Here is a 22,139-nt window from a genome sequence, read left to right as displayed (position 1 = left end):
GCTGCTGGCTGCGCGTGGGAGGCTGCCGTGTTCGAACTGGAGCAAGCGCAGACTGTTGCGAGGCCGGGGTTCTACTTACGGGTCAGTCCGAGTGGCTTTGCGGCTCATATGAGTGCTTCGCCGGCGCACCTGCGCCTGGTGCGCACGTTGGCGGAGAGTGCGCTGTGCGGGGCTGGTGTGAGTGCCGGTACTGCCGCGAACGTGCAATTGGTCGCCTCCGAGCTGATCGGTAACTCGGTACGTGCCTGCGGACGCCACGTTCCTTTGGTTGTCGAGGTCGAAGCCGAGGAGGACGGGGTATCGGTGAAAGTCCATGACCCCGAGCCCGGGCTGCTCCCCAGCCGTCGGCCGGTCGCGCTCGACGACGAGGAGGCCGAATCCGGTCGGGGGCTCGGCCTGGTGGACATTCTCGCTCCCGGCTGGCATGTCCTTCGCACGCCGGTCGGCAAGCAGATCGTGTGCACCTTGCCATACGCCGAAGGCGACGGCCATCCCTGAAGTCCTTGTCCGGGACCTCCCCTCTCACTCCTTGTGTCGGCAGGACGTTTTCCCGACCGGGGATATCAGATGGCCTGTACTCCGCCTGCTGCCGCTCAGCACGTGCTTGCTTCAACTCTCACCAGTTGGAGGACTGCCGCTTCCCCCATTACCTGGGCAGCGGGCCTCTGTTCCCGCGCCCGCACTCCAAGTCTGCTGCTGCGCAGGCCTGACCGTTTTCTGACTGAAGGAGGGCTTCATGCCCCGTTCCGAGCACTCGTTACCCTCCGAGAGGATCGTCATCCTCGGCGCCGGCCCGTGTGGCCTGGCCTGCGCCGACGAACTGAGGCGGATGGGACACCATTCGTGGACGCTGCTGGAGGCTGCCCCTGCCCCCGGCGGTCTTGCCTCGTCCGTGGTCGATCCGGCCGGCTTCACCTGGGACCTGGGCGGGCACGTGGTGTTCTCCCACTTCGGCGAGTTCGACCGGCTGATGGGCGAGCTGTTCGGCAGCGGAGAGCTGCTGCACCACGACCGGTCCTCCTACATCCGCTTCCGCGACAGGTGGGTGCCGTACCCCTTCCAGCAGCACCTTCATCACCTACCGGCCGAGGATGCCGAGGCGTGTGTGCGTGACCTTCTGGTCGCCTGCCGACAGCGCGGGCAGGATCTGCCTGCCGATACGGACTTCGCCACGTGGCTGCAGGGAATGTACGGGTCCGGCCTGGTGGAGCGGTTCTTCGAACCGTACAACTGCAAGGTGTGGGCGACGACGCCCGAGCGGATGGCCTCGTCTTGGGTCGCAGAGCGCGTCGCGCCGGTGGACGCCGATGAGGTCCTGGCTGCTTTCTCCGGAACCGCCCGGCCCGGCAGGCGGTGGGGACCGAATGCGGCCTTCGTCTTTCCCGCCCGTGGGGGCACCGGTGAGATCTGGCGCAGGCTGGCCGCTCGTCTCGGTTCCCGGCTGCGGTCCGGCTCTCGCGTGGTCGCCGTCGATCCGGCGGTCCGTACGGTCACGCTCGAGGACGGTGATCTCGTCGGCTTCGACCGCTTGGTGGCCACGGGACCGCTCGACCGGCTCGTTGCCATGACCGTCGGCGCCCCGGATGCTGTGCGGGACGCGGCGAAGCAGTTGCGGCACACCACAGTTGCCATGGTCGGACTCGGCTACCGTGCTCCGACCACGGACGAGCGGTCGTGGCTGTACTTCCCGCAGCGGGATGTGCCGTTCTACCGGGCGACGAACTTCAGCAAGTACGCGCCCGCCAACGTGCCCGGTGCCGACACCAGCGCGTTCAGCGCGTGGATGACCGAGACCTCCGTGCTGCCCGGCACTCGGCTGGACGTCCGCCGCCTGATCGGTGACTGCGACCAGGCTGTGCGCCGTCATGGCCTGGTGCCGGAGCATGCGCCGCTGGCCAGTGCCCACCTGGAGCTGATCGAGTACGCCTACCCGGTGCCCACGCTGGACCGGGACACGGCCCTGGCCGCGATCGTGCCGTGGCTGGAGGCCCGCGGAATCTATCCGCGGGGCCGGTTCGGTACCTGGCGGTACGAGATCGGCAACATGGACCACGCCGTGAAGATGGGCATCGACATCGCCCGCCGCCTGGTGAACGGCACCACGGAAGAACTGCTCATCCCGGCCTCCGCGGCCATGGCAGCGACCGGAGGACGGGCATGAACGGCCGCCGCAGCACCACGACAAGGGTCTTCGCAGGACACCGCTTCCACATCGGCACCGACGCCGCCTTCCGCGTCGCCCAGGACCTCCACCTGCAGCGTTTTCTCCCGGAAATGGCCCCCGCCCGGCGGTGTGGGCAGCACACGACGATCCGGGTGCACCACAACACGGATCTGTTCCGTGACCGCATGGACCGCCTCGCCGATGCGCCTTGGACCAAGGTGGTGCCGTTCCGCGGCGAGCCCTACCTGTTGTCCCGGGTCGGGGCAGTCTGCTGGTGGCGGCCTGACCCCGTCTCGCACCTGCCTGCTGACCATCTGTACGCCAAAGACCCACGCGGGCAGCTGCACATCGTGCTGCATCCGGGCACCGACCGCGGTGAGCGATATGTCCTGCGGGTGATCCGCGAGGTCGTTCTGCGCTGTGCCGAGCACCGAGGCTGGGCCGCGTTCCACGCCGCAGCCGGTGCGGTCGCCGGGCACGGGGTGCTGATCGCCGGGCCGTCCGGGGCGGGCAAGACCACGGTGCTGACCGCTCTGGCCGCACACCACGGCGCCGATCTGATCGGCTCAGACCGTGTGCTGGTCACCGAGGGGGCGACCAGCGTGGTCGGGGTGCCGCTGTCGGTGAGAATCGCCGGCGGCACTCTGTCCACGCTCGGCCCGGTCCAAGGCCTGCCATCCGGACGTCTGCTGCCGACAGACTTCGGTGCCGTGCGCAAGGCGTCCTGCACCCCGCAGGACTTCTCCCGCGCGTTCGGTGCCCGCGTACGGGAGAGCGCCCCGCTACGGCTTGTCATCCTACCCCGCCTCAGCGACGACGACCAGCAGGTGAGCGGCACGCTCCTCTGCCCTCACACCGCCCGCTCCGCACTCGCCGGTGTGTGCTGTACCCCGCATGATGAGGACTGGCTGCGTCCCTGGTTCGCCGACCGCGTCCGCCCTGCGGGTGAACTGGCCCGCGGGGCGGACGGCCTCATGGACTTACTGGTCGCCCGCGTGCCGGTGATGGCGTTGACGGCCGGGGTGCATTCTTCGCATCTGCTGGAGCGGATCGCCGACGTGGTCACCCGGAGGCTTGCGTGATACCCAAGCGCATCGCACTGGTCGGCCCGGTGGCCTCCGGCAAGTCCACCCTCGCCGCCGCTATCGCCGCCCACACGAACCTGCCCCACATCGACCTGGACAACCTGTTCTGGGGCCCGGACTGGACCCCGGTCGCATCACACGTCTTCCACACCCGCCTCGCCGACGCCCTGGCCGCGGACACCTGGATCGCCGATGGCAACTACGGAGGCGAGGCCGCCGAGATCCTGCTGTCCCGCGCCGAGCTGGTGATATGGCTCGATCTGCCCCTGCGGATCTGCTTGCCCCGGCTGGTTTGGCGCTCACTCGTGCGGGCCGCCACGCGGCAGGAGCTGTTCGCCGGGAACCGGGAGAGCTTCCGCCACTTGCTCTCCCCCGACTCGATCCTGCGCTGGGGCCCCGCCCATCACCACCGGCACCGACGCCGCTGGGAATCGCGTCTGGCCCCGGACCGGGCCTGTGGCCTGCCCATTGTCCGCCTCGATCACCCCGCCGCCGTCACCGCCCGGCTGCGATCCCTCGGACTGATCGCCCTGAAGGAGGCATGACCTGCTGTGATCGCCTCAGTCGTCCGCGTCCCCTGGCACACTGCCCACAGCGGTTACGACCGCCTCCTGGACCACCTGCCCGAAGTCCGGCGGATCACCCCGCCCACCGGGGCACTCACAGCCAAGGCCGCCCGCCGGGCCCGCCGCCTGCTCGCCCGTCACTGCCCGCTGCCCTTCTACCCGGCCGAGCACTTCGCCACCGATGTGCGTCTGCTGGCCTCTCGCCAACCCGCCCACGTGCTCTACGGCGACGAGCAGTATTGGTTCTCCCGCCGCCGCCTCGGCCCCACCGTCGTGACCTACCACCAGCCGCCCGCCCGCCTGCGACACCGCCTGCCACCGACGGGATGGCGGAAACTGGCACAGTCGGCCGACCACATCGTCGTCCTCGACCCCCACCAGCAGGCGTTCTTCACCGACCTGATGCCCGCCGACCGCGTGCACCTGGTGCCGCACGGCATCGACACCACCGCATTCCGTCCCGCGGGCGAGCCCGCCACCAGCCGGCCGCTGGTGCTGACCGTCGGCTGGTGGCTGCGGGACTGGGAAGTGCTGGACGCCGTGCACGAGCGGCTGCACCGCCGCCACCGCGACAGCATCGAGCTGATCGTCGTCACCCGCCAGGCCCACACCCGACCCTGGCACCCGGCCGCCCACGTGCTGGAAGGCATCACCGAGCAGACCCTCACTGCTCTGTACCGGCGGGCCGCCGTGCTGCTGCTGCCGCTGCTCGATGCGACCGCCAACAACGCGCTACTGGAGGCGATGGCCTGCGGCACCCCGGTCGTCGCCACCGACGTCGGCGGCATCCCGCACTACGCGGGACAGAGCCGGGCCGCCTGGCTCACCCCGCCCGGCGACGCCGCTGCCGCGGCAGAAGCGGTCGAGACGATCCTCACCGAGACCGGCACCGCAGCGCACACCGTGCGGAGGGCCGCCGCACGTGAACGCGCGGAACTGTTCGCCTGGCCCGTGGTCGCCGGCCAGATGCGCGGTGTCTACCGGCTGCTGCAGGAGGGACGATGACCGGGACCGGAACGTGGCTGTCCCTCGCCGTTCCCGTGCTGCTGATGCTGCTGCTGGCTCGCGCAATCTGGGCATTCACCGCAGTGGAGATCTGCGCCCGCTGGCTGGTCACCTCCGCCCGCCGCACCCCTGTCCCGCCGACGCAGGAGGCGGTGCCGTGGCTGGTGGTGCTGCTGCCGATGCTGCGCGAGCAGTCGATCGCCGCGCAGGCGGTGGCGGCCTTCACCGCCCTCGACTATCCGCGTGACCGGGCCGCCATCGTGGTCGTCACCACCGAACGCGAGACCTCCGCCCGCGCCGAACAGCGCCGTCGGCTGGCGGCTCTGGCTGCCTGTGCCCCGCTCACAGCCGAGCGGCTGCGGGGCCTGTTCCCGGCCGCCCGCTGCCGCGAGGTCGCCGAAACGGTCAACGCTGCCGATCCGTCCGTCCGGCTGCGCGTGCTGACCGAGCTGTTCGACGCTGAGCCGACCACCGCTGAGATCGTGGCGACTCTCACCGCCGGCCCGGCAGGTGCCCGCCTGCCGCTGGTCCATCTCCACCAGCCCGATCTGGGCGGACGCAAGGCCGGACAGCTCAACTTCGCTCTCGACCGGCTTTCCGAGATCCTCGGCCCGCTCGGCTGGAACGAGCACGACCACGCCGACAACACCTACACCGTGGTCTACGACGCCGACGCCGTACCGGACAGCCGTACCCTGCAGGCTTTCGCCGCCACCGCAGCCGCCCACCGGGCCCGTACCGGCCGGGCTCCCGCACTCATCCAGCAGCAGCGGCTCCCGCTGCTGGCCCGTCGTCCCTTCCCCGCCGGACCCACCGGGCTGCTGCTGGCCGGGGAATGGGTCTACCAATTGCGGCGCTCGCTCGGCATCGAACTCGCCCGCATCCGCCTGCACCGCTGCCTGACCGCCTCCCGGCTGCCCGAGGCGGCACGGATGTGGCTGCGGCCGATGGTGTACGCAGTGGGCTGCGGCATGGCCGTCCACCTCCCGGCCGTCCGAGCCATCGGCGGATTCCCCGAACCGATGGAAGACCTCGGCACCGGACACCGGCTGTCCCTGCTCGGCGCCGACCTCACCACCGCACCCGTCGCCGTCCTGGACGAGCCCTACACCGAGCCATCAGGACTGGCCAATCTGCACGCCATGGCCTTCACCTCCTCCGCCCGCCCCGACCGGCACGCGGCTGCCGTGGCCCACCTGCCCACCACCCTCTCCCGCCCCGCCCGAGCCGTCCTGCTGGCCAGGGAATGGGCCGACGAGGCCGCCTGGCTCATCGGCGCCCCCCTGATCACTGCTGCCGTGGTCTCCGCCTGGTGGGCCGGGCCCGCATGGGTCGCCGTCGCAGCGGCCGGACTGCTGCTGCACGGGCCCGTCACCACCGCCCGGCTGCTGGCATGGGCACCCCGCCTGCACGCAACCGTCCACCCGCCACTGCGCCGGCAACTGCCCAGGCCCGCCCCCGCACATCCCCGCGCTCTCATCGCCGCCAGCCCACTCCAACCGTTCGTACGACTTGCTGGGCCCTGGCGCTGGATCTGGCAGAAGAGCACCGGACACCACCGCGGTTTCGGCAAGACTGAACGCTGACCTCTCTTCCAACCACCCGCCAGCGAGAGTGGAGTCCACCGTGGCCGACCCCGTCACTCCGATCATCCGCACCTCCGCCAAGGCCGTCGTCGTCCACGACGGCCACGTCCTTCTCCAGCACGCCACCTGGGAGGGCCAGGACTGCTACTTCCTGCCCGGCGGCGGCCAGCACCCCGGCGAACCCCTCGACGCCGCCGTACGCCGCGAAGTCCACGAAGAAACCGGCCTGACCGTCACCGTCGAGCAACTGCTGTGGCTGCGCGAGTACATCGGCGCCAACCACGACCACGCCGACACCGAGGCCGGCACCCACCGCATCGAAGCGATCTTCCTCTGCACTCCCGAAGGCGACCCCGACTGCCTCGGCGGCCACGCCGAAGACCACCTGCAGACCGGCCTGGAATGGGCCGAACTGGAAAAGGTGCCCGGCCTGAACCTGCTCCCCCACGCCCTGCGCCAGCCGATCGCCGACCTCGCCACCACCCGCCCCGCACCCAGCTACCTCGGCGACGTCGCCTGAACCATGACCATGCCGGACGGACGGATCCCCCACGGAGCCAGGGAGATCACCACCGGACAGGCCAACCGTGTCTGGTACATCGACGGGCCCGAGCCGTATGTGCTCAAGCACTACAGCGACCCCGCCCGCGCCGCCAACGAGGCCGAGGCCCTCACTCTCCTCAACCGGTACCAGACCCCAGCCCCCAGGCTCCTGGGCGCCGCCCCCGAAGCACGGCCGGCGTGGACTGCGCAAACCGCGGTCCACGCCGAACCCGTCCCCGCATCCCAGCTCTTGAAGGCACTGGCCGAACCCCTGACGACGATCCATCGCATTCCGGGCCCCCACGTCGGGCGCCTCGCCGGCGCCCGCCACCACCACAGGTGGCGCGACTACCTCCACGACCGTCTCGACACCTACGCCGCAGCGGCCCCCGACCTCGTCCGCACAGCAGCAGCGCTCCATCATGAACTCGACACTTTGGACGACAACATCCAGCCGAGACTGCTCCACCACGACCTGCAGCCGGGCCACCTCGTCCGCTCCCACACCGGCAAACCACTGCTGCTGGACTGGGAACTCGCCGCCTTCGGCGACCCGTTGTCTGACCTCGCCCGCCTAGCCGTCCGCCTCGGCCTTCCCGACCCCGCGGACACACTCCACCTCGCCCACCAACCCGGTCCGGCAGCCAACCGCCGCGTCCATCTGTACTGGCGCATCCACCTGCTCGCCGACGCGGCTCTCAGCACCGACCCCGTTGTTCGGCATCGCGGACGAACCCAGCTCTCGTAACAGCAAGTCCCCATGCGCTCTCACGTCACGAATAGGCGTGAAGCCACACGGCCCCAGCTTGACGGAACACCGTGGTGATCACTGATATGCAGCAGTCAACTGCGGCTATTCAGCGGCGCTTTGAGAGAGAAATGTCATGCAGTCACAGCATTGCTCTGTGCGCTCGTCTTGTCGCTTCAATGAGGAATCCGGATGAGCTACACAGAGCAGAACGTGCGCGAGGTGCGCAGGCTGATGGACGACGGCTGGGAGAACCGGCTGGCGATCAGGAACAAGCTGACGTGCGGCCCGGCGCAGCTCGACAAGATGCTGACCGAAGCCCGCGCCCGCACGCCGTGGCTGCGTGAAGGGGCGTCGGTGCCGCAGCAGCAGACCATCCGCGACTTCGCCAGGGCCCGCACCAAGGCGCTCAAGGACATCGCCAACCGGCTTCCGGTGCATCAGCGCGCCGGCATGCCCCGCTGCAGGAAGAAGCGAAAAGCGCTGCCGACGCTGAACTACACCCGGCGGGGCTTCCGGCTCAAGGACGGCCGCCTGCACCTGGCGGGCGGGATCGTCCTGACGGTGGTGTGGTCGCGGAACCTGCCGTCTGCGCCGTCGTCGGTGCGCGTGTACCGCGACAGCCTCGGCCACTGGTACACCTCCTTCGTCGCCGCCGCCGAGGTCCAGCCGCTGCCCGCCGCCAGCGCGGTGATCGGCGTGGACTGGGGCGTTTGTGAGACTGCCACCACCACATCCGCCGCGCACGATCTGCCCCACCCGCAGCACGGGAGGACTGCGGCGCGGAAGCCGGCCCGCCGCAAGCCACCGGAGGGCAAGCCCGAAAGCAGGGGATACCAGCACGCCGGACGGCAGGCGGCGAAGCTGCACAAGAAGGTGGCGCGGCAGCGGCAGGACACCGCCCGCAAGTGGGCGAAGAAGGTGGTCCGCGACCATGACGCAGTCGCCGTCGAGGACTTCCGGCCGACGTTTCTCGCGAGGACCACCATGGCGCAAGGCGGCCGGCGCCGCGATCGCTGCCACCAAGAGGGCCGTGATCGAGATGAGCCGCAAGCACGGGCGGGACATCCGTCTCGTGCACCCCGCGCACACCACCATGGACTGCGCATCGTGCGGAGCGAGAACCAAGCACGCACTTCCTCTAGCGGAACGTACCTACACCTGCACCGCGTGCGGCCTTGTGTCTTCCAGGGACAAGAACTCCGCGCGCGTGATGCTGGTCCGGGCTGGTCTCATCCCGGCTGGTGCTGAGGGCGTAAGACCTGCGGGAGCGCTGCTCCCGCAGGCAGCCTGAGCCAGGAATCCCCCGCCCCCGGGCAGGAAAGGAGGTCAATTCAACGAGTACGACAAACGGGACGTCGCTCTCGCTCAGGCGCGAGAGCTGGGGCTGGATCCCCGCTCGTGCGGGGCCGTCGGGGACAGCCGCTCCGACCTGCCCCTGTTCGCCTCCGTCGGGGTGAGCGTGGCGTTCAACGCCTCGGCCGGGGCACGCGAGGCGGCGACCGCCGCGGTGGACGGCGACGACCTGCGAAGCGTGCTTCCCGCCCTGAGCCGCCTGCTCCCGGCCACCCGCTGAGGGCCGCGACCGGCACGGTCGCCGCATCAGGCACCGCGCGCTTGCCCCATTTGTGCCGTACCCGGCGGCCGCAGCCCGGCGTCGGTCCGGCGTGCTTCGCCTGTGGCCGGCCGTGTGCCGGAATCGTTCACTGGATCAGCTCGATGTGCGGATGGTCCGGCGACACCGGGCAGATGTGGAGTTGCAGGTCGTACCCCCGGGCGATATTGAGCAGGGTGAAGTTCGCCGGAGGGGTGCCGGGAAGGAGCGGCGTGGGGTTGGCCTGCTCCTCTTCCGGCGCCCAGCTCTCGCTGCTGTGGTCCCACTCGGTGGTGGCGATGGTCAGCAGCGGGTCCGCCTCGGTGCCGCATTCGGGGCAGAGCCGGGGGACGGGGTCGGTGAGGCCCCAGCGGGTCCAGCCGCCGACCTTCCAGCCGGGGGAGATGGACAACATGTCCATGTAGAGCTCCTCTGGGGCGGCCTCGTAGGAGCTGTCCAGGGCCGGTCCGGCCGCCTGCCACCTGCTCCAGTCCCTCAGCTGCTGCTGCAGCTCCTTGCTCAACTCCATGAAGTGCGGGAACTCGGTGACCTGCTCCGGCGCGAGCAGGCACGGCTCCGGCAGATAGCCGGAGTACTGGACCACGGGGGCTCGGGCGGTGCGTCGAGCACGTCGGTGACATCGGCGGCGGACCGCCAGAACAGCGCGGTTCTGGGGTGTGCCGGGTGGTCGAAGGGACACCAGAGGACCTGGAGCAGATCGGCCTCGGACTGCCCGGGCGGGCGCAGCAGGGGGATGTCACGGACGTACAGCTGGGCCACGGGAAGCATGGCGATCGGACCCTCGGGCCACGGCCGGCCGGCCATGATCCGTCTTTCGGCCGCCAGTTCCTCGGGCGTGGCGGCGGGTGCCGGGGGTCGCGGCGCTCCCGGTCGGCCGCTGCCGCCTGGTTGCGGCGCAGCAGCCGGACGTCGTCCGGCGAGAGGGCCGCTCCCGCGGGTCTCACGTGCGGCCCTTCGCAGTACGGCCACGGCTGGTCGGCGGGCCACAGCAGCGGTCCGCCGACGGAGCTGTCCTGCCGCGACGGAGACCCGGGGCGGGGGTGCAGCCGGGTCGCCGTGCGTGCCAGCGGAGTCAGCCGAGGGAAGACCGCGGTGACGTCCAACGGCCGCGGTGGGGTGGTGAAACTCATTCAGGCTCCTGACGGCACGAACAGAGCGGGATCGGTTGCCGGGATCGAACGGCCCGGTGTCTCCGGCGGCGTCGGCCTAGACGGGGAACCGGCGGCCGGCCCACCTCCACAGGAACTCCAGGGCGGTCGCCGCGACCGCGGCGACGCCCACCGCGAGCCAGGGCATCGTCGTGCCGACCAGCTGCAGGGCGAAGAAGTCCTGGAGCACGGGGACGAGCAGCACGAGGAGAAAGGCCGAGCCCATCGCGGCCACCAGGGCGATGCGCCACCAGGTGTAGGGGCGGGCGACGATCGCCAGGACCCACATCGCGATCAGGAACAGTGTGAGCGTGGCCGCGCTGGTCTCCGCCTCCAGGGCGCCCGGGCCGGTGTAGTGGTGCCGGGCGATCAGGTACGTCGTGAAGGTCGCGGCGGCGGCCACCAGTCCGCCCGGAATCGCGTAGCGCATGACCCGCCGTACGAAGTGGGGCGTGGCGCGTTCCTTGTTCGGGGCGAGGGCGAGGAAGAAGGCCGGGACGCCGATGGTCAGCGTGGACAGCAGGGTCAGATGGCGGGGCAGGAACGGGTACTCCACCTGCGAGCAGACCACCAGCACCGCCAGCAGCACCGAGTAGACCGTCTTCACCAGGAACAGCGTCGCGACCCGCGTGATGTTGCCGATGACCCGCCGCCCCTCGGCGACCACGGCCGGCAGGCTCGCGAAGCTGTTGTTCAGCAGCACGATCTGGGCGACGGCCCGGGTGGCCTCCGAGCCGGAGCCCATCGCCACGCCGATGTCGGCGTCCTTCAGGGCGAGCACGTCGTTCACGCCGTCCCCGGTCATCGCGACCGTGTGCCCGCGTGACTGCAGGGCGCCGACCATGTCCCGCTTCTGCTGGGGGGAGACCCGCCCGAAGACCGTGGCCTCGTCGAGGACCTCGGCCATCTTCTCCCGCTCGGCGGGCAGCTTCCGGGCGTCGACGACGGCGCCGTCCAGGCCGACCTTCGCGGCGACCGCCCCGACGGACACCGCGTTGTCGCCGGAGATGACCTTGGTGCGGACGTCCTGTTCGGCGAAGTAGCGCAGGGTGTCGGCGGCGTCGGGCCGCAGCCGCTGCTCCAGGACGACAAGAGCGGCGGGGACGACGGTCCGGGCGACGTCCGGGTCGTCCAGGTCACGGGTGGCACGGGCGAGCAGCAGCACGCGCAGGCCCTGCTCGTTGAGCCGGACGGTCTCGGCGAGGGCGGGCGCGTCGGCGTGCAGGAGGACGTCCGGGGCACCGAGCAGCCACGTACTGGACTCGCCGTTGCCCTCGAAGCTGGCGCCGCTGTACTTGCGGGCGGAGGAGAAGGGCAGCGACTCCACGCAACGCCACTCGTCGTTGTCGGGACAGGCGTCGATGATCGCCTGGAGGGAGGCGTTCGGGCGCGGGTCGGACTCGCCGAGGGCACCGAGGACCTTGCGGATGTACGTCTCGTCGTGGCCGTCCAGGACTCTCAGCTCGGTGACGTCCATGCCGCCCTCGGTGAGGGTGCCGGTCTTGTCCAGGCAGACCGTGTCGACGCGGGCCAGGCCCTCGATCGCGGGAAGCTCCTGGACCAGGCACTGCTTGCGGCCCAGCCGGATCACGCCGATGGCGAAGGCGACGGAGGTGAGCAGGACCAGGCCCTCGGGGACCATGGGGACGATGCCGCCGACGGTGCGGGCGACGGACTCCTTCAGCTCGGTGTCCTTCACCACCAGCTGGCTGACGATCAGGGCGATCGCGGTCGGGACCATCATCCAGGTGACGTACTTGAGGATGGTGGAGATGCCGCTGCGCAGTTCGGAACGGACGAGCGTGAAGCGGGACGCCTCCTCGGCGAGCTGGGCGGCGTAGGCGTGGCGGCCGACCTTGGTCGCCTGGAACGCGCCGCCGCCGGCGACGACGAAGCTGCCGGACATGAGGGGGGCGCCGGGCCGCTTGACGACGGGGTCGGCCTCACCGGTGAGCAGGGACTCGTCGACCTCCAGGCCGTCGGCCTCGACACAGGTGCCGTCGACGACGATCTTGTCCCCGGGGCCGATCTCGATGAGGTCGCCCAGGACGATCTCGGAGGCGGCGACCTCGGTGGCGATGCCGTCGCGGCGGACCGTGGGCCGGACCTCGCCGATGAGGGCGAGGGAGTCCAGGGTCTTCTTCGCCCGCCACTCCTGGATGATGCCGATGCCGGTGTTGGCGATGATCACGAAGCCGAAGAGGCTGTCCTGGATGGGCGCGACCACGAGCATGATCAGCCAGAGCACGCCGATGATCGCGTTGAACCGGGTGAAGACATTGGCGCGGACGATCTCGAGCAGGGAGCGGCTGCTGCGGACCGGGACGTCGTTGATCTCGCCGCGGGCCTTGCGTTCCGCGACTTCGGCGGAGGTGAGTCCGGTCGCCCGGGCCGTCGCGGGGACGGACACGGGACGCACGGGGTCCACCTCGGCGCCCGCGTCGGTGTATGTCATGCCTCCGACGTTACGTGCGGTCGTGCTGTCGCACGCGTTGGAGCAGGGAAGATCAGGCCAGGGGAGGAGCGGGATCGTACGGGAGATGTAGGGGGGATCTCGTTTGTCCTCGGCAGGGGCCCGTGAGGTCCGGGGGAGTCCAGGGGAGTCCAATGGGGTGAGGGCGGTTCCGTTTCCTGGTCCTTGGGGCCTCGCTCCCCGGGGCCCGGGTGAGGCTCCGTCCCGGCCTCGGCGGGCACGCCGCCCGCGCTGCTCCGCTGCTCCGTCACTCCGCCGACGTCGGCTCCTCCTGCTGGGCGGACCGCTTCGCCGCCTCCCGTTTGATGGCCGCGTCCCGCTTCCGGACGTACCAGATGCCGAACAGGCCCAGCCCGCCGCCGGCCAGACAGGTCCAGAGCCACCAGGTGTGGCCGTGGTCGCGGAGCCAGCCGTAGAAGGGGAGCTGGACCAGGAAGAGGACGAACCAGACGATCGTGCCGCCGGTGATGGTGGCGACCACTGGGCCCTCCAAGGGCTCCGGTGCCTCGTACTTGGGGGTCCACTTCGCCATGGGGGTCAGTTTATGGTCCCCCGTCCCGTTGTTCGGCGCGGCGGCTCTCCCGCACGGGCTCCTGCCGGTCTTCTTGCCCGTCTCTCCTGCTGATCTTCTTGCCGGTCTTCTGTCGATCTTCTTGTCGATCTTCTTGTGGTTCCTTCTTCTACGCGCGGAGATGGTCTTTTGTCCTTCATATGTTCATACTGAAACGGTTCGTGTCTGACCACTTATCTTTGGAGGAATCTCCAAACAGGAGAGAACGGAGATATGAGGGGAAACCCTTCGGTCAGGCCCGCCACTCCGTGCCCATCCGCGTTTCCTGAGGTCAACTCGCATGTCCACCTCGGCCACCGCCAAGGCCCCTGCTCCCGAGGAACCGGGAACTCCGCCGGTGTACGGCGCTCTCGACCGCTTCTTCAAGATCTCCGAACGGGGCAGCACCCTGTCCCGGGAGATCCGCGGCGGATTCGCCACCTTCTTCGCGATGGCCTACATCATCGTGCTGAACCCGATCATCCTCGGCAGCGCGAAAGACATGTACGGGCACCAGCTCGACAACGGGCAGCTCGTCACCGCCACCGCCGTGTCCGCTGCCTTCAGCACGCTTCTCATGGGCGTCATCGGCAATGTGCCGATCGCGCTCGCCGCCGGCCTCGGCGTGAACACCGTGGTCGCGCTGCAGCTCGCACCGCGCATGTCGTGGCCGGATGCCATGGGCATGGTGGTGCTCGCCGGATTCATCGTCATGCTGCTCGTCGCCACGGGTCTGCGCGAGCGCGTCATGAACGCCGTGCCGCTCGGTCTGCGCAAGGGCATCTCCATCGGTATCGGCCTGTTCATCATGCTGATCGGGCTCGTCGACTCCGGCTTCGTCTCCCGTATCCCGGACGCCGCCCAGACCACCGTCCCGCTGCAGCTCGGCGCCAATGGCCACCTCAGCGGCTGGCCGGTCCTGGTCTTTGTGCTCGGCACGCTGCTCACGCTCGCGCTGATCGTGCGCAAGGTGCCCGGAGCGATCCTCATATCGATCGTCGCGATGACCGTCCTGGCCGTCGTGATCAACGCCGTCGCGAAGGTGCCCTCCTGGGGGCTCACCACCCCGAAGTGGCCCGGCAACCCCGTCTCGACCCCCGACTTCGGGCTGATCGGTCAGGTCAGCCTCTTCGGCGGCTTCTCCAAGGTCGGGGTGCTGACCGGCGTCCTGTTCGTCTTCACCGTGCTGCTGTCCTGCTTCTTCGACGCCATGGGCACGATCATGGGCATCAGCGACGAGGCCAAGCTGACCGACGCCCAGGGGCAGATGCCCGAGATCAACAAGGTCCTCTTCGTCGACGGCATCGCGGTCGCCGCCGGTGGCGCCAGCTCCTCCTCGGCCACCACCTGCTTCGTGGAGTCGACGGCCGGTGTCGGTGAGGGTGCCCGCACCGGTTTCGCCAACATCGTGACCGGCGCCCTGTTCGTCGTGGCGCTGTTCCTGACGCCCGTCGCCACCATGGTTCCGTCCCAGGCGGCCACCCCGGCCCTGCTCGCGGTCGGCTTCCTGATCCTGGCCGGAGCGGTCAGGGACATCGACTGGGCGGACTACACCATCGCCATCCCGGCCTTCATCACCATGGTGATGATGCCGTTCACCTACTCGATCACCAATGGCATCGGCATGGGCTTCATCGCCTTCGCGGTGCTGCGTCTGGTGGCCGGCCGTGGCCGGGAGGTCCCGGTGCCGATGTACGTGGTGGCGGCGGTCTTCGCCTTCTACTACCTGATGCCGGCTCTCGGCCTGACCTGATGCGGCCCGGTCCGGTCCAGCCCGGTCCGATCCGGTCAGGCGCTCAGGTCCGGTCCGGCCCGATCGGGCCCGGCCGGCCCGGGAGGGCCGGCCGGGTCAGGTGACTCCGTAGAACCTCTCCGTCTCCTCGACGGCGGCCTGGAATCGTTCGTCGAAGTCGGCTCGAATGAGCGTCCGGACGACATAGTCCTGGACGCTCATTCCTCTTTTTGCCGCATGGCCCTTGAGCCGCTCGAGCAGCTCATGGTCGATGCGCACGCTCAGCACGCTTGATCCCATGGGAACGAGAGTTGCCCCACTCTTCGGCACGAGGTGTGACGTTCCGTGCCGATATCACTCGAAAGAGTGACATTCTCTTGCCGTGGCAGGCATCACGGGTGCGGAGTGCCGTTGCCACTGGTATTTAGCGAGAGTAATGACTTACGCTAAATACCATGCTGGATCTCAGCCGCGCCGAAGACGCCGCCGCCGTGAATTCCCTGCGCTCTGCCGTGATGCGGCTGTCCCGTCGGCTCAGGCACCAGCGCGTCGACGAGTCGCTGAGCCCCACCGAGATGTCGGTGCTGGGCACCCTCTCCCTCTGCGGAAGCGCCACCCCGGGCGAGCTCGCCCGCAAGGAGCATGTGCAGCCCCCCTCGATGACCCGCATCGTGGCGCTGCTCGAGGCCAAGGGACTGGTCCGCCTGGAGCCGCACCCCGAGGACCGGCGCCAGAAGCTGGTCACCAGAACCGAACAGGCCGAGGCCATGCTCGAGGAGAGCCGCCGCAAGCGGAACGCCTTCCTGGCCGGTCTGGTCGAAGGACTGGACGAGGAGGAGTGGGCGAAACTGCGCGCCGCCGCCCCCGTGCTGGAAAAGCTCGCGCATCTGTGAAAGACGTCGGACAAGGAGGCGAAACCCTTTGAGTACGGGATCCGGAGCAGACTCCGTCCCCGCACCCACCCACCACGACACCACGCAGAACACTTCCGCATCCCCCCGCAGGACATCCCCCCGCACGTCCTCGATGTTCAGCTCGCTGAAGATCAGGAACTACCGCCTGTTCTTCTTCGGGCAAGTGATCTCCAACATCGGCACCTGGATGCAGCGCATCGCCCAGGACTGGCTGGTGCTGAGCCTCACCGGCTCCTCCGCCGCCGTCGGCATCACCACCGCCCTGCAGTTCCTGCCGATGCTGCTCCTGGGCCTCTACGGCGGTGTCCTCGTCGACCGGCTGCCCAAGCGGCCCACCCTGCTCGTCACCCAGACGTCCATGGCCGTCTCCGGTCTTGCGCTCGCCGCGCTCACCCTCACCGGGCAGGTCCGGGTCTGGCACGTCTACCTCGCCGCGCTGGCGGTCGGCCTCGCCACGGTCGTCGACAACCCGGCCCGCCAGTCCTTCGTCTCGGAGATGGTCGGCCCGAAGCAGCTGCCGAACGCGGTCAGCCTGAACTCCGCGAACTTCCAGTCCGCCCGTCTGATCGGCCCCGCCGTCGCGGGTCTCATGATCACCGGAGTCGGCACCGGCTGGGCGTTCCTCGCCAACGGCCTGTCCTTCCTCGCCCCCATCATTGGCCTGCTCCTGATGCGCGCCCGTGAGCTGCACGTCGTCGAGCGCACCCCGCGCGGCAGGGGCCAGCTCCGTGAGGGCCTGCGCCATGTGGCCGGCCGCCCCGAGCTGCTCTGGCCGATCGTCCTGGTCGGCTTCGTCGGCACCTTCGGCTTCAACTTCCCGGTGTGGCTGTCGGCCTACGCCGAGGACGTCTTCCACTCCGGCGCCGGCGCCTACAGCCTGTTCAACACGGTGGTGGCGGTCGGCTCGCTGACCGGCGCCCTGCTCGCCGCCCGCCGCCGCGCGGCCCGGCTGCGGGTGCTCCTCACGGCGGCCGCCGCCTTCGGCCTTCTGGAGATCGTGGCCGCGCTGGCCCCGTCGTACGGGCTGTTCGTCCTGCTGATGGCCCCCATCGGGATCTTCGGCCTGACGGTCAACGTCACGGCGAACACCGCGGTGCAGATGGCCACCGACCCGGCCATGCGCGGCCGGGTGATGGCCCTGTTCATGATGGTCTTCGTGGGCGGTACGCCGCTGGGCGCGCCCCTGGTCGGCTGGATCACCGACACCTACGGCGCCCGGGTCGGCTTCGCCTTCGGCGGTGCGGTCTCGCTCGCCGCGGCCGGTGTCATCGGCCTGATCCTGACCCGGGCCGGCGGGATGCGCCTGTCCTTCGGCTGGCACCACGGCCACCCGCGCGTCGGCCTGGTCCCGCGCGAGCGGCGCGAGGAGCCGGCGGCGCTGTAGGCCGGTGCCGCATGCAGGGCCGGTGCCGTGGAGCCGCCGGACGCACGGCGGGGACACTGGCTCCATGGGCTCCATGAGACTCTTCGCGGCCGTCCTGCCTCCCGAGAACGTCCTCGGAGCGCTCGCGCGCGAGGTCGCCGGGCTGAGGAAGCTGCCCGGCGCGGACCGGCTGCGCTGGACGCACCGCCCCGGCTGGCACTTCACGCTCGCCTTCTACGGCGAGGTCGACGAGGAGCTCGTACCGGAACTGTCGGCACGGCTGGAGAAGGCCGCACGGCGTACGGAGCCCTTCACCCTGGCGCTGCGCGGCGGCGGGCAGTTCGGACGCGGCAGGGCGCTGTGGGCGGGGGCGGACGGCGATCTGCGGGCCATGCGGCTGCTGGCCGGCCGGGCGGAGGCGGCGGCGCGGAAGGCGGGGGTGCCGACGAGGGAGCACCGCCCGTACCGGGCCCACCTCACGGTGGCCCGCAGCCGGGACGCGATGGACGTACGGGCGTATGTCCAGGCGCTGGCGGACTTCACCAGCCCCGCCTGGACCGTGGAGGAGCTGGTCCTCGTCCACAGCCGTCTGCCCAGGTCCGGGGTGGCGGGCGAGCAGCCCCGCTACGAGCCGGTCGCCCGCCGGCCGCTGCGCGGGGCCGGTTAGTCTCGAGGACGTGGACCCGAAAACCCGGAACCGGATCATGGCCGGTGCACTCGTGCTGATGTTCGCCGTCGTGGCCCTGGCGGCCGCGTTCGGCAAGTGACGCCCGTGGACGCGACCGCCGGGGCGGAGGCGACGGGTCCGTAGACGCCTGCGCGGATGCCTGCCGGGGCCTGCGGACCCAGGGAGCCTGGGGACCCGCCCGTCGAGCGGGCCTGGGGACCCGCCCGTCGAGCGGGCCTGGGGACCAGCCGGGCCCGCGGGGCGCGGGTCCGGCGGGTCCGATCCGCCGACTCGGCCGGACTCGGCACCCCACGGCTCGACCCCCAGGGCTCGTGGACCCGCCGGGCCCGTGGTCTCTCCGGGCCCGTGGTTCCCGGAACCGCCGGGATCTACCAGGCGAAGGCCTCCGGGGACGGCCCCGGACCCGGGAAGATCTCGTCGAGTTCAGCCAGCAGTTCCTCGCTCAGTTCCAGCTCGACCGCCCGCAGGGCCGACTCGAGCTGCTCGACGGTGCGCGGCCCCACGATCGGACCGGTCACGCCGGGCCGGGAGAGCAGCCAGGCCAGCGCGACCTCGCCGGGCTCCAGACCGTGCTTGTCGAGCAGGTCCTCGTACCTCTGGAGCCGGGAGCGCAGGGACTCGTCGCCGAGCGCCTCGGCGGCCCGCCCGGAGACGCGCCGGACACCCTCGGCCTCCTTCCTGATCACCCCGCCCAGCAGTCCGCCGTGCAGCGGCGACCAGGGGATGACGCCGAGCCCGTAGTCCTGTGCGGCCGGGATGACCTCCATCTCGGCACGGCGCTCGACGAGGTTGTAGAGGCACTGCTCGCTGACCAGCCCGATGGTGCCGCTCCGGCGGGCGGCGATCTCATTGGCCTGCGCGATCTTGTAGCCGGGGAAGTTGCTCGACCCCACGTAGAGGATCTTGCCCTGCTGGATCAGGACGTCGATGGCCTGCCAGATCTCCTCGAAGGGGGTGCTGCGGTCGATGTGGTGGAACTGGTAGAGGTCGATGTAGTCCGTCTGCAGCCGCTTGAGGCTGGCGTCGACGGCCCGCCGGATGTTCAGAGCGGACAGTTTGTCGTGGTTCGGCCAGGCGGGGGCGCCGTCCGGGGCCATGTTCGCGTACACCTTGGTGGCCAGCACGACCTTGTCGCGCCGGTCACCGCCCTTGGCGAACCAGTTGCCGATGATCCTCTCGGTACGGCCCTTGTTCTCGCCCCAGCCGTACACATTGGCGGTGTCGAAGAAGTTGATCCCCGCGTCCAGCGCCGCGTCCATGATCGTGTGGCTGGTCGCCTCGTCGGTCTGCGGGCCGAAGTTCATCGTGCCGAGCACCAGTCGGCTGACCTTGAGCCCTGTGCGTCCGAGCTGTGTGTACTCCATGGTTTCCAAGCCAACGTCCTGGAGTGCGCTCGAAGCAAGGGGAGCCGGGCAGAGGGGTGCGGCAGCGGTCAGTCGCGGGGGAAGCCGTCGGTCTTGAGGGTGAGGCCGAGAGGAGTCGAGGTCATGTCGACCTCGCCGCCGTAGGCGATGGACGTCTCGCTGAGGTATGTACCGTCCTTGGGCTGGGTGAACAGGCGGCACTCGCCCGCGTAGGGGTCGGCGATCAGGTGGACGGGAACCCCGGCGCGGGCGTACGCGGCCTTCTTGGGGCCGTAGTCGTTGAAGCCGGTGTCCTTGGAGATGACCTCCGCGATGAACTCCACGTCCTTCGGGGACCAGCGCCCCCGCGCGTCGGGCGTGGCACCGTCACGGAACTTCACCAGATCCGGGGCGAAGCCGTTCCGATGGCCAGGGAAGTCGACGCGGACGTCGGACACCAGGTTGACGTCTTCGCCGAAGCGGGCCATCAGCACTTTGATGAGCAGAAAAATGGTCTGCCAGCGCACGGTGCGCCGCGGCGACATGCAGACGGTCCCCTCGACGATTTCCACTTTGTATCCCTCGGGGACGGGCATCTTCTCGAGCCGCTCGAACATGTCGTCGAGCCACCGCGTGTCGTCGCTCTCGGCCATCGTGATCCTGCCGTCCAGGACGGTCATCGCGGCGCTCCTCCCCGGCCGCACCGTGGACGAGTACAGCCGCGCAGTACAACGATACGCACGGTGACAAGGACACGGCTCCCCGCGCGTACGCCGAAAGGAGCCGGCGCGGCTCAGCCGCCCTTGTACTCCCCGCCCCATCCCCACGCCTGGTGCATCGCCCTCGCGAATGCTTCCGCGATCTTGTGCTCGCCGCTCTCGTTCGGGTGGGTGCCGTCGTAGGTGTCGGTGCGGACGTCGTACGCCGCCGGAGGGGAGGCGAGAAGCAGCGGGGAACGGGGCTCGTCCAGGTCGGACACCGCCTTGGCCAGCAGCTCGTTGAAGAGGGACACCTGGGCGGCGAAGGACGGGTCGGACGCGGCGAGGACATTGGGGATCACGGGGAGGACGACCATGCGGATGCGCGGGTTGCCCTCCCGCGCCGCCGCCACGAAGGCGCGCACGTTCACCTCCGTCTGCTCGGCGTTGGTGTAGAAGCCGAGGTCGATCAGGCCCAGGAACACCAGCAGCACGTCCGGCCGGTGCTCCCGCACCGCCTCGCCGATCACCGGGGCCATGTGCCCCCAGCCCTCGCCCCAGCCGGCCAGATGGGCGCGGGGAAAGTCCGGGACGGCATAGGCGTACGAGACCGGCGCGTTTGCCGTTTTGTCGTACAGCGCCTCGCGGGGACCGACGAACGTGAACGGGCCGTCGTACGTCGCGCACAGATGCCGCCACAGCCGGTAACGCCACGTGTGTTCGCCCGCGCTGCCGATGGTCATGGAGTCGCCGACGGGCATGAACCTGAGCATCCGCTCATGATGGACGATCACGGGACGCGGTGCGATGTGAGGCCCACCACGCGGGTGAACTCCCCTGCGAGATGGCAGGCTTGAGATATGCGCCGACCGTTCTCCCTGCTCGCCGGGGCTCTTCTCGCGGGTGCGCTCACCGTGTCCGCCGTGCCCGCCGCCTCCGCCGCCGACGGCGACGACGGGTTCACGATCAAGGACCCCCGGATCAAGGAGTCCAGCGGGCTCGCGGCCTCACGCCAACACCCGGGCGTCTACTGGACCCACAACGACAGCGGATACGGCCCCCAGATCTACGCCGTGGACGGCAGGACGGGCGAGACCGTCGCCACCGTCACCCTCAGCGGGATCGGCACGCCCCGCGACGTGGAGGCCATCTCCATCGGACCCGATGATCAGATCTACGTCGGCGACATCGGCGACAACCGCGGCGGCACCTGGCCGTATGTGTGGATCTACCGGCTGCCCGAGCCGAAGGAGCTGAAGGACCAGACGATCCGGGCCACGCAGTACGTCGTGAAGTACGAGAACGGCGCCCGCGACGCCGAGTCGATGGTGGTGCACCCGAAGACGGGGCGCGTCTACATCATCGACAAGAACGAGGACGGAGGGCATCTGTACGAGGGCCCCGCTGAGCTGTCCGCCTCGGGCACGAACATCTTCCGGCCGATCGCTCCCGTCGATCTGTGGGCCACCGACGCCGCCCTCTCGCCCGACGGCGAACACCTCGCCGTACGCGGCTACTTCGGCGGCATCCACTACGACTGGAACGGCGGCAGGATCAAGCGGGCCGGCCGGCTCCAGGTGCCGTTGCAGGCGCAGGGCGAGTCCCTCACCTACAGCGCCGACGGCAGCAAGCTGCTGTACGGCAGCGAGGGGGCCGACAGCCCGGTGGTGGCGTACGACGCGCCGGGCGCCGGGAAGAAGGGCACGGCGCCGTCCTCGCGGGACGGTTCGGGTGCCGCCGGGTCCGGCGCGGGCGGGAGCGGCGGCCTCGGGGCGGGCACCCTCGCGGCGGCCGTCGTGGCGGTGGTCGCGGTGCTGGGACTGGGGCGGCTGCTGCGCCGCCGGCGTTGACACGGATGCCCCCGCAGGTGAGACGTCGTTGACACGGATGCCCCGGCAGGTGAGACCAGCAGGTGACG

At 70.0% G+C, this 22,139-nt stretch carries 19 protein-coding genes and 3 pseudogenes; 15 read left to right on the top strand and 7 right to left on the bottom strand.

From position 1 onward, the window contains the following. The first annotated feature begins 27 nt into the window (after nt 1-27). The 10 genes and pseudogenes from ABD224_RS14370 to ABD224_RS14325 all read left to right on the top strand — a co-directional run. Entirely contained in the window at nt 28-498 is a 471-nt protein-coding gene (locus ABD224_RS14370; protein WP_245863454.1) for an ATP-binding protein, read from the top strand. A 238-nt stretch (nt 499-736) separates the two neighbouring features. After that, complete coding sequence (locus ABD224_RS14365; RefSeq protein ID WP_344049929.1) at nt 737-2,161, top strand: protoporphyrinogen/coproporphyrinogen oxidase; 1,425 nt, start codon at nt 737-739, stop codon at nt 2,159-2,161. Beyond that, nucleotides 2,158-3,246 (top strand): phosphoenolpyruvate carboxykinase (ATP), encoded by a 1,089-nt coding sequence (locus ABD224_RS14360; RefSeq protein WP_344049928.1) that lies wholly within the window; start codon nt 2,158-2,160, stop codon nt 3,244-3,246. The genes ABD224_RS14365 and ABD224_RS14360 overlap by 4 nt, the downstream gene beginning before the upstream one ends. Next, on the top strand, nt 3,243-3,794 hold the full coding sequence (locus ABD224_RS14355) for a P-loop NTPase family protein (protein WP_236561295.1): 552 nt from the start codon (nt 3,243-3,245) through the stop codon (nt 3,792-3,794). Before ABD224_RS14360 ends, ABD224_RS14355 begins: the two co-directional genes overlap by 4 nt. Nucleotides 3,795-3,800: 6 nt before the next feature. After that, entirely contained in the window at nt 3,801-4,820 is a 1,020-nt protein-coding gene (locus ABD224_RS14350) for a glycosyltransferase family 4 protein (protein ID WP_067399951.1), read from the top strand. Further along, nucleotides 4,817-6,406, top strand: a complete 1,590-nt coding sequence (locus ABD224_RS14345; protein WP_344049926.1) for a hypothetical protein — start codon at nt 4,817-4,819, stop codon at nt 6,404-6,406. Before ABD224_RS14350 ends, ABD224_RS14345 begins: the two co-directional genes overlap by 4 nt. A 40-nt stretch (nt 6,407-6,446) precedes the next feature. Continuing rightward, on the top strand, nt 6,447-6,926 hold the full coding sequence (locus ABD224_RS14340) for an NUDIX domain-containing protein (protein ID WP_158100437.1): 480 nt from the start codon (nt 6,447-6,449) through the stop codon (nt 6,924-6,926). A gap of 3 nt (nt 6,927-6,929) precedes the next feature. Beyond that, nucleotides 6,930-7,697 (top strand): phosphotransferase family protein, encoded by a 768-nt coding sequence (locus ABD224_RS14335; protein ID WP_344049925.1) that lies wholly within the window; start codon nt 6,930-6,932, stop codon nt 7,695-7,697. A gap of 276 nt (nt 7,698-7,973) precedes the next feature. Then, nucleotides 7,974-8,991: pseudogene (locus ABD224_RS14330) on the top strand (RNA-guided endonuclease InsQ/TnpB family protein); the annotation flags it as partial. Between the two features lie 39 nt (nt 8,992-9,030). Then, nucleotides 9,031-9,273: pseudogene (locus tag ABD224_RS14325) on the top strand (HAD hydrolase family protein); the annotation flags it as partial. A gap of 127 nt (nt 9,274-9,400) precedes the next feature. Here ABD224_RS14325 and ABD224_RS14320 read toward each other — a convergent pair. From ABD224_RS14320 to ABD224_RS14310, 3 genes and pseudogenes are all read right to left on the bottom strand, one after another. Continuing rightward, a pseudogene (locus tag ABD224_RS14320) lies at nt 9,401-10,442 on the bottom strand (hypothetical protein). Between the two features lie 76 nt (nt 10,443-10,518). Then, nucleotides 10,519-12,915, bottom strand: a complete 2,397-nt coding sequence (locus ABD224_RS14315) for an HAD-IC family P-type ATPase (protein WP_344049924.1) — start codon at nt 12,913-12,915, stop codon at nt 10,519-10,521. A 265-nt stretch (nt 12,916-13,180) separates the two neighbouring features. Further along, complete coding sequence (locus ABD224_RS14310; protein ID WP_344049923.1) at nt 13,181-13,465, bottom strand: DUF2530 domain-containing protein; 285 nt, start codon at nt 13,463-13,465, stop codon at nt 13,181-13,183. A gap of 319 nt (nt 13,466-13,784) precedes the next feature. Here ABD224_RS14310 and ABD224_RS14305 point away from each other — a divergent pair, with 319 nt between their 5' ends. Beyond that, nucleotides 13,785-15,236 carry an NCS2 family permease gene (locus tag ABD224_RS14305; protein WP_344049922.1) on the top strand — a complete coding sequence of 484 codons (1,452 nt, stop codon included), beginning with the start codon at nt 13,785-13,787 and terminating at the stop codon, nt 15,234-15,236. Between the two features lie 96 nt (nt 15,237-15,332). On the opposite strand, the gene ABD224_RS14300 is transcribed toward ABD224_RS14305, so the two are convergent. Further along, entirely contained in the window at nt 15,333-15,515 is a 183-nt protein-coding gene (locus tag ABD224_RS14300) for a ribbon-helix-helix protein, CopG family (protein ID WP_344049921.1), read from the bottom strand. Nucleotides 15,516-15,670: 155 nt separating this feature from the next. Between ABD224_RS14300 and ABD224_RS14295 the strand changes: the two genes are divergently transcribed. From ABD224_RS14295 to thpR, 3 genes are all read left to right on the top strand, one after another. Further along, a complete protein-coding gene (locus tag ABD224_RS14295) occupies nt 15,671-16,108 on the top strand; it encodes a MarR family winged helix-turn-helix transcriptional regulator (RefSeq protein WP_344049920.1) in 438 nt (145 codons plus the stop codon). A gap of 28 nt (nt 16,109-16,136) precedes the next feature. Next, the gene (locus ABD224_RS14290) at nt 16,137-17,513 is read left to right on the top strand and encodes an MFS transporter (protein ID WP_425580978.1); all 1,377 of its coding nucleotides are present in this window, start codon (nt 16,137-16,139) and stop codon (nt 17,511-17,513) included. A gap of 73 nt (nt 17,514-17,586) precedes the next feature. Further along, the gene (thpR, locus tag ABD224_RS14285; protein WP_344049947.1) at nt 17,587-18,159 is read left to right on the top strand and encodes an RNA 2',3'-cyclic phosphodiesterase; all 573 of its coding nucleotides are present in this window, start codon (nt 17,587-17,589) and stop codon (nt 18,157-18,159) included. Nucleotides 18,160-18,548: 389 nt separating this feature from the next. Here the strand turns inward: thpR and ABD224_RS14280 are convergent, their stop codons facing one another. From ABD224_RS14280 to ABD224_RS14270, 3 genes are all read right to left on the bottom strand, one after another. Continuing rightward, nucleotides 18,549-19,544 carry an aldo/keto reductase gene (locus tag ABD224_RS14280; RefSeq protein WP_344049946.1) on the bottom strand — a complete coding sequence of 332 codons (996 nt, stop codon included), beginning with the start codon at nt 19,542-19,544 and terminating at the stop codon, nt 18,549-18,551. Nucleotides 19,545-19,612: 68 nt separating this feature from the next. Then, nucleotides 19,613-20,203 (bottom strand): Uma2 family endonuclease, encoded by a 591-nt coding sequence (locus tag ABD224_RS14275; RefSeq protein ID WP_344049918.1) that lies wholly within the window; start codon nt 20,201-20,203, stop codon nt 19,613-19,615. Nucleotides 20,204-20,316: 113 nt separating this feature from the next. Beyond that, nucleotides 20,317-20,994 (bottom strand): SGNH/GDSL hydrolase family protein, encoded by a 678-nt coding sequence (locus ABD224_RS14270; RefSeq protein ID WP_344049917.1) that lies wholly within the window; start codon nt 20,992-20,994, stop codon nt 20,317-20,319. An 87-nt stretch (nt 20,995-21,081) separates the two neighbouring features. On the opposite strand from ABD224_RS14270, the gene ABD224_RS14265 reads away from it, so the two are divergent. Continuing rightward, nucleotides 21,082-22,071, top strand: coding sequence for a WD40 repeat domain-containing protein (locus ABD224_RS14265; protein WP_344049916.1), 990 nt, complete (start codon nt 21,082-21,084; stop codon nt 22,069-22,071). Nucleotides 22,072-22,139: the final 68 nt, after the last annotated feature.

Source organism: Streptomyces thermoalcalitolerans, assembly GCF_039525155.1.
GTDB classification, from domain to species: Bacteria; Actinomycetota; Actinomycetes; order Streptomycetales; family Streptomycetaceae; genus Streptomyces; species Streptomyces thermovulgaris.
The sequence above is the reverse complement of the archived record's forward strand: the minus strand, read 5'-3'. Positions and strand labels throughout refer to the sequence as shown.

What these genes read in the sequence shown, in the direction of transcription:
- ABD224_RS14365 (WP_344049929.1), top strand. Translation starts at nt 737, where the DNA reads ATGCCCCGTTCCGAGCACTCGTTACCCTCCGAGAGGATCGTCATCCTC.
- ABD224_RS14360 (WP_344049928.1), top strand. Translation starts at nt 2,158, where the DNA reads ATGAACGGCCGCCGCAGCACCACGACAAGGGTCTTCGCAGGACACCGC.
- ABD224_RS14345 (WP_344049926.1), top strand. Translation starts at nt 4,817, where the DNA reads ATGACCGGGACCGGAACGTGGCTGTCCCTCGCCGTTCCCGTGCTGCTG.
- ABD224_RS14335 (WP_344049925.1), top strand. Translation starts at nt 6,930, where the DNA reads ATGACCATGCCGGACGGACGGATCCCCCACGGAGCCAGGGAGATCACC.
- ABD224_RS14315 (WP_344049924.1), bottom strand. Translation starts at nt 12,915, where the DNA reads ATGACATACACCGACGCGGGCGCCGAGGTGGACCCCGTGCGTCCCGTG.
- ABD224_RS14310 (WP_344049923.1), bottom strand. Translation starts at nt 13,465, where the DNA reads ATGGCGAAGTGGACCCCCAAGTACGAGGCACCGGAGCCCTTGGAGGGC.
- ABD224_RS14305 (WP_344049922.1), top strand. Translation starts at nt 13,785, where the DNA reads ATGTCCACCTCGGCCACCGCCAAGGCCCCTGCTCCCGAGGAACCGGGA.
- ABD224_RS14300 (WP_344049921.1), bottom strand. Translation starts at nt 15,515, where the DNA reads ATGGGATCAAGCGTGCTGAGCGTGCGCATCGACCATGAGCTGCTCGAG.
- ABD224_RS14295 (WP_344049920.1), top strand. Translation starts at nt 15,671, where the DNA reads ATGCTGGATCTCAGCCGCGCCGAAGACGCCGCCGCCGTGAATTCCCTG.
- thpR (WP_344049947.1), top strand. Translation starts at nt 17,587, where the DNA reads ATGAGACTCTTCGCGGCCGTCCTGCCTCCCGAGAACGTCCTCGGAGCG.
- ABD224_RS14280 (WP_344049946.1), bottom strand. Translation starts at nt 19,544, where the DNA reads ATGGAGTACACACAGCTCGGACGCACAGGGCTCAAGGTCAGCCGACTG.
- ABD224_RS14275 (WP_344049918.1), bottom strand. Translation starts at nt 20,203, where the DNA reads ATGACCGTCCTGGACGGCAGGATCACGATGGCCGAGAGCGACGACACG.
- ABD224_RS14270 (WP_344049917.1), bottom strand. Translation starts at nt 20,994, where the DNA reads ATGCTCAGGTTCATGCCCGTCGGCGACTCCATGACCATCGGCAGCGCG.
- ABD224_RS14265 (WP_344049916.1), top strand. Translation starts at nt 21,082, where the DNA reads ATGCGCCGACCGTTCTCCCTGCTCGCCGGGGCTCTTCTCGCGGGTGCG.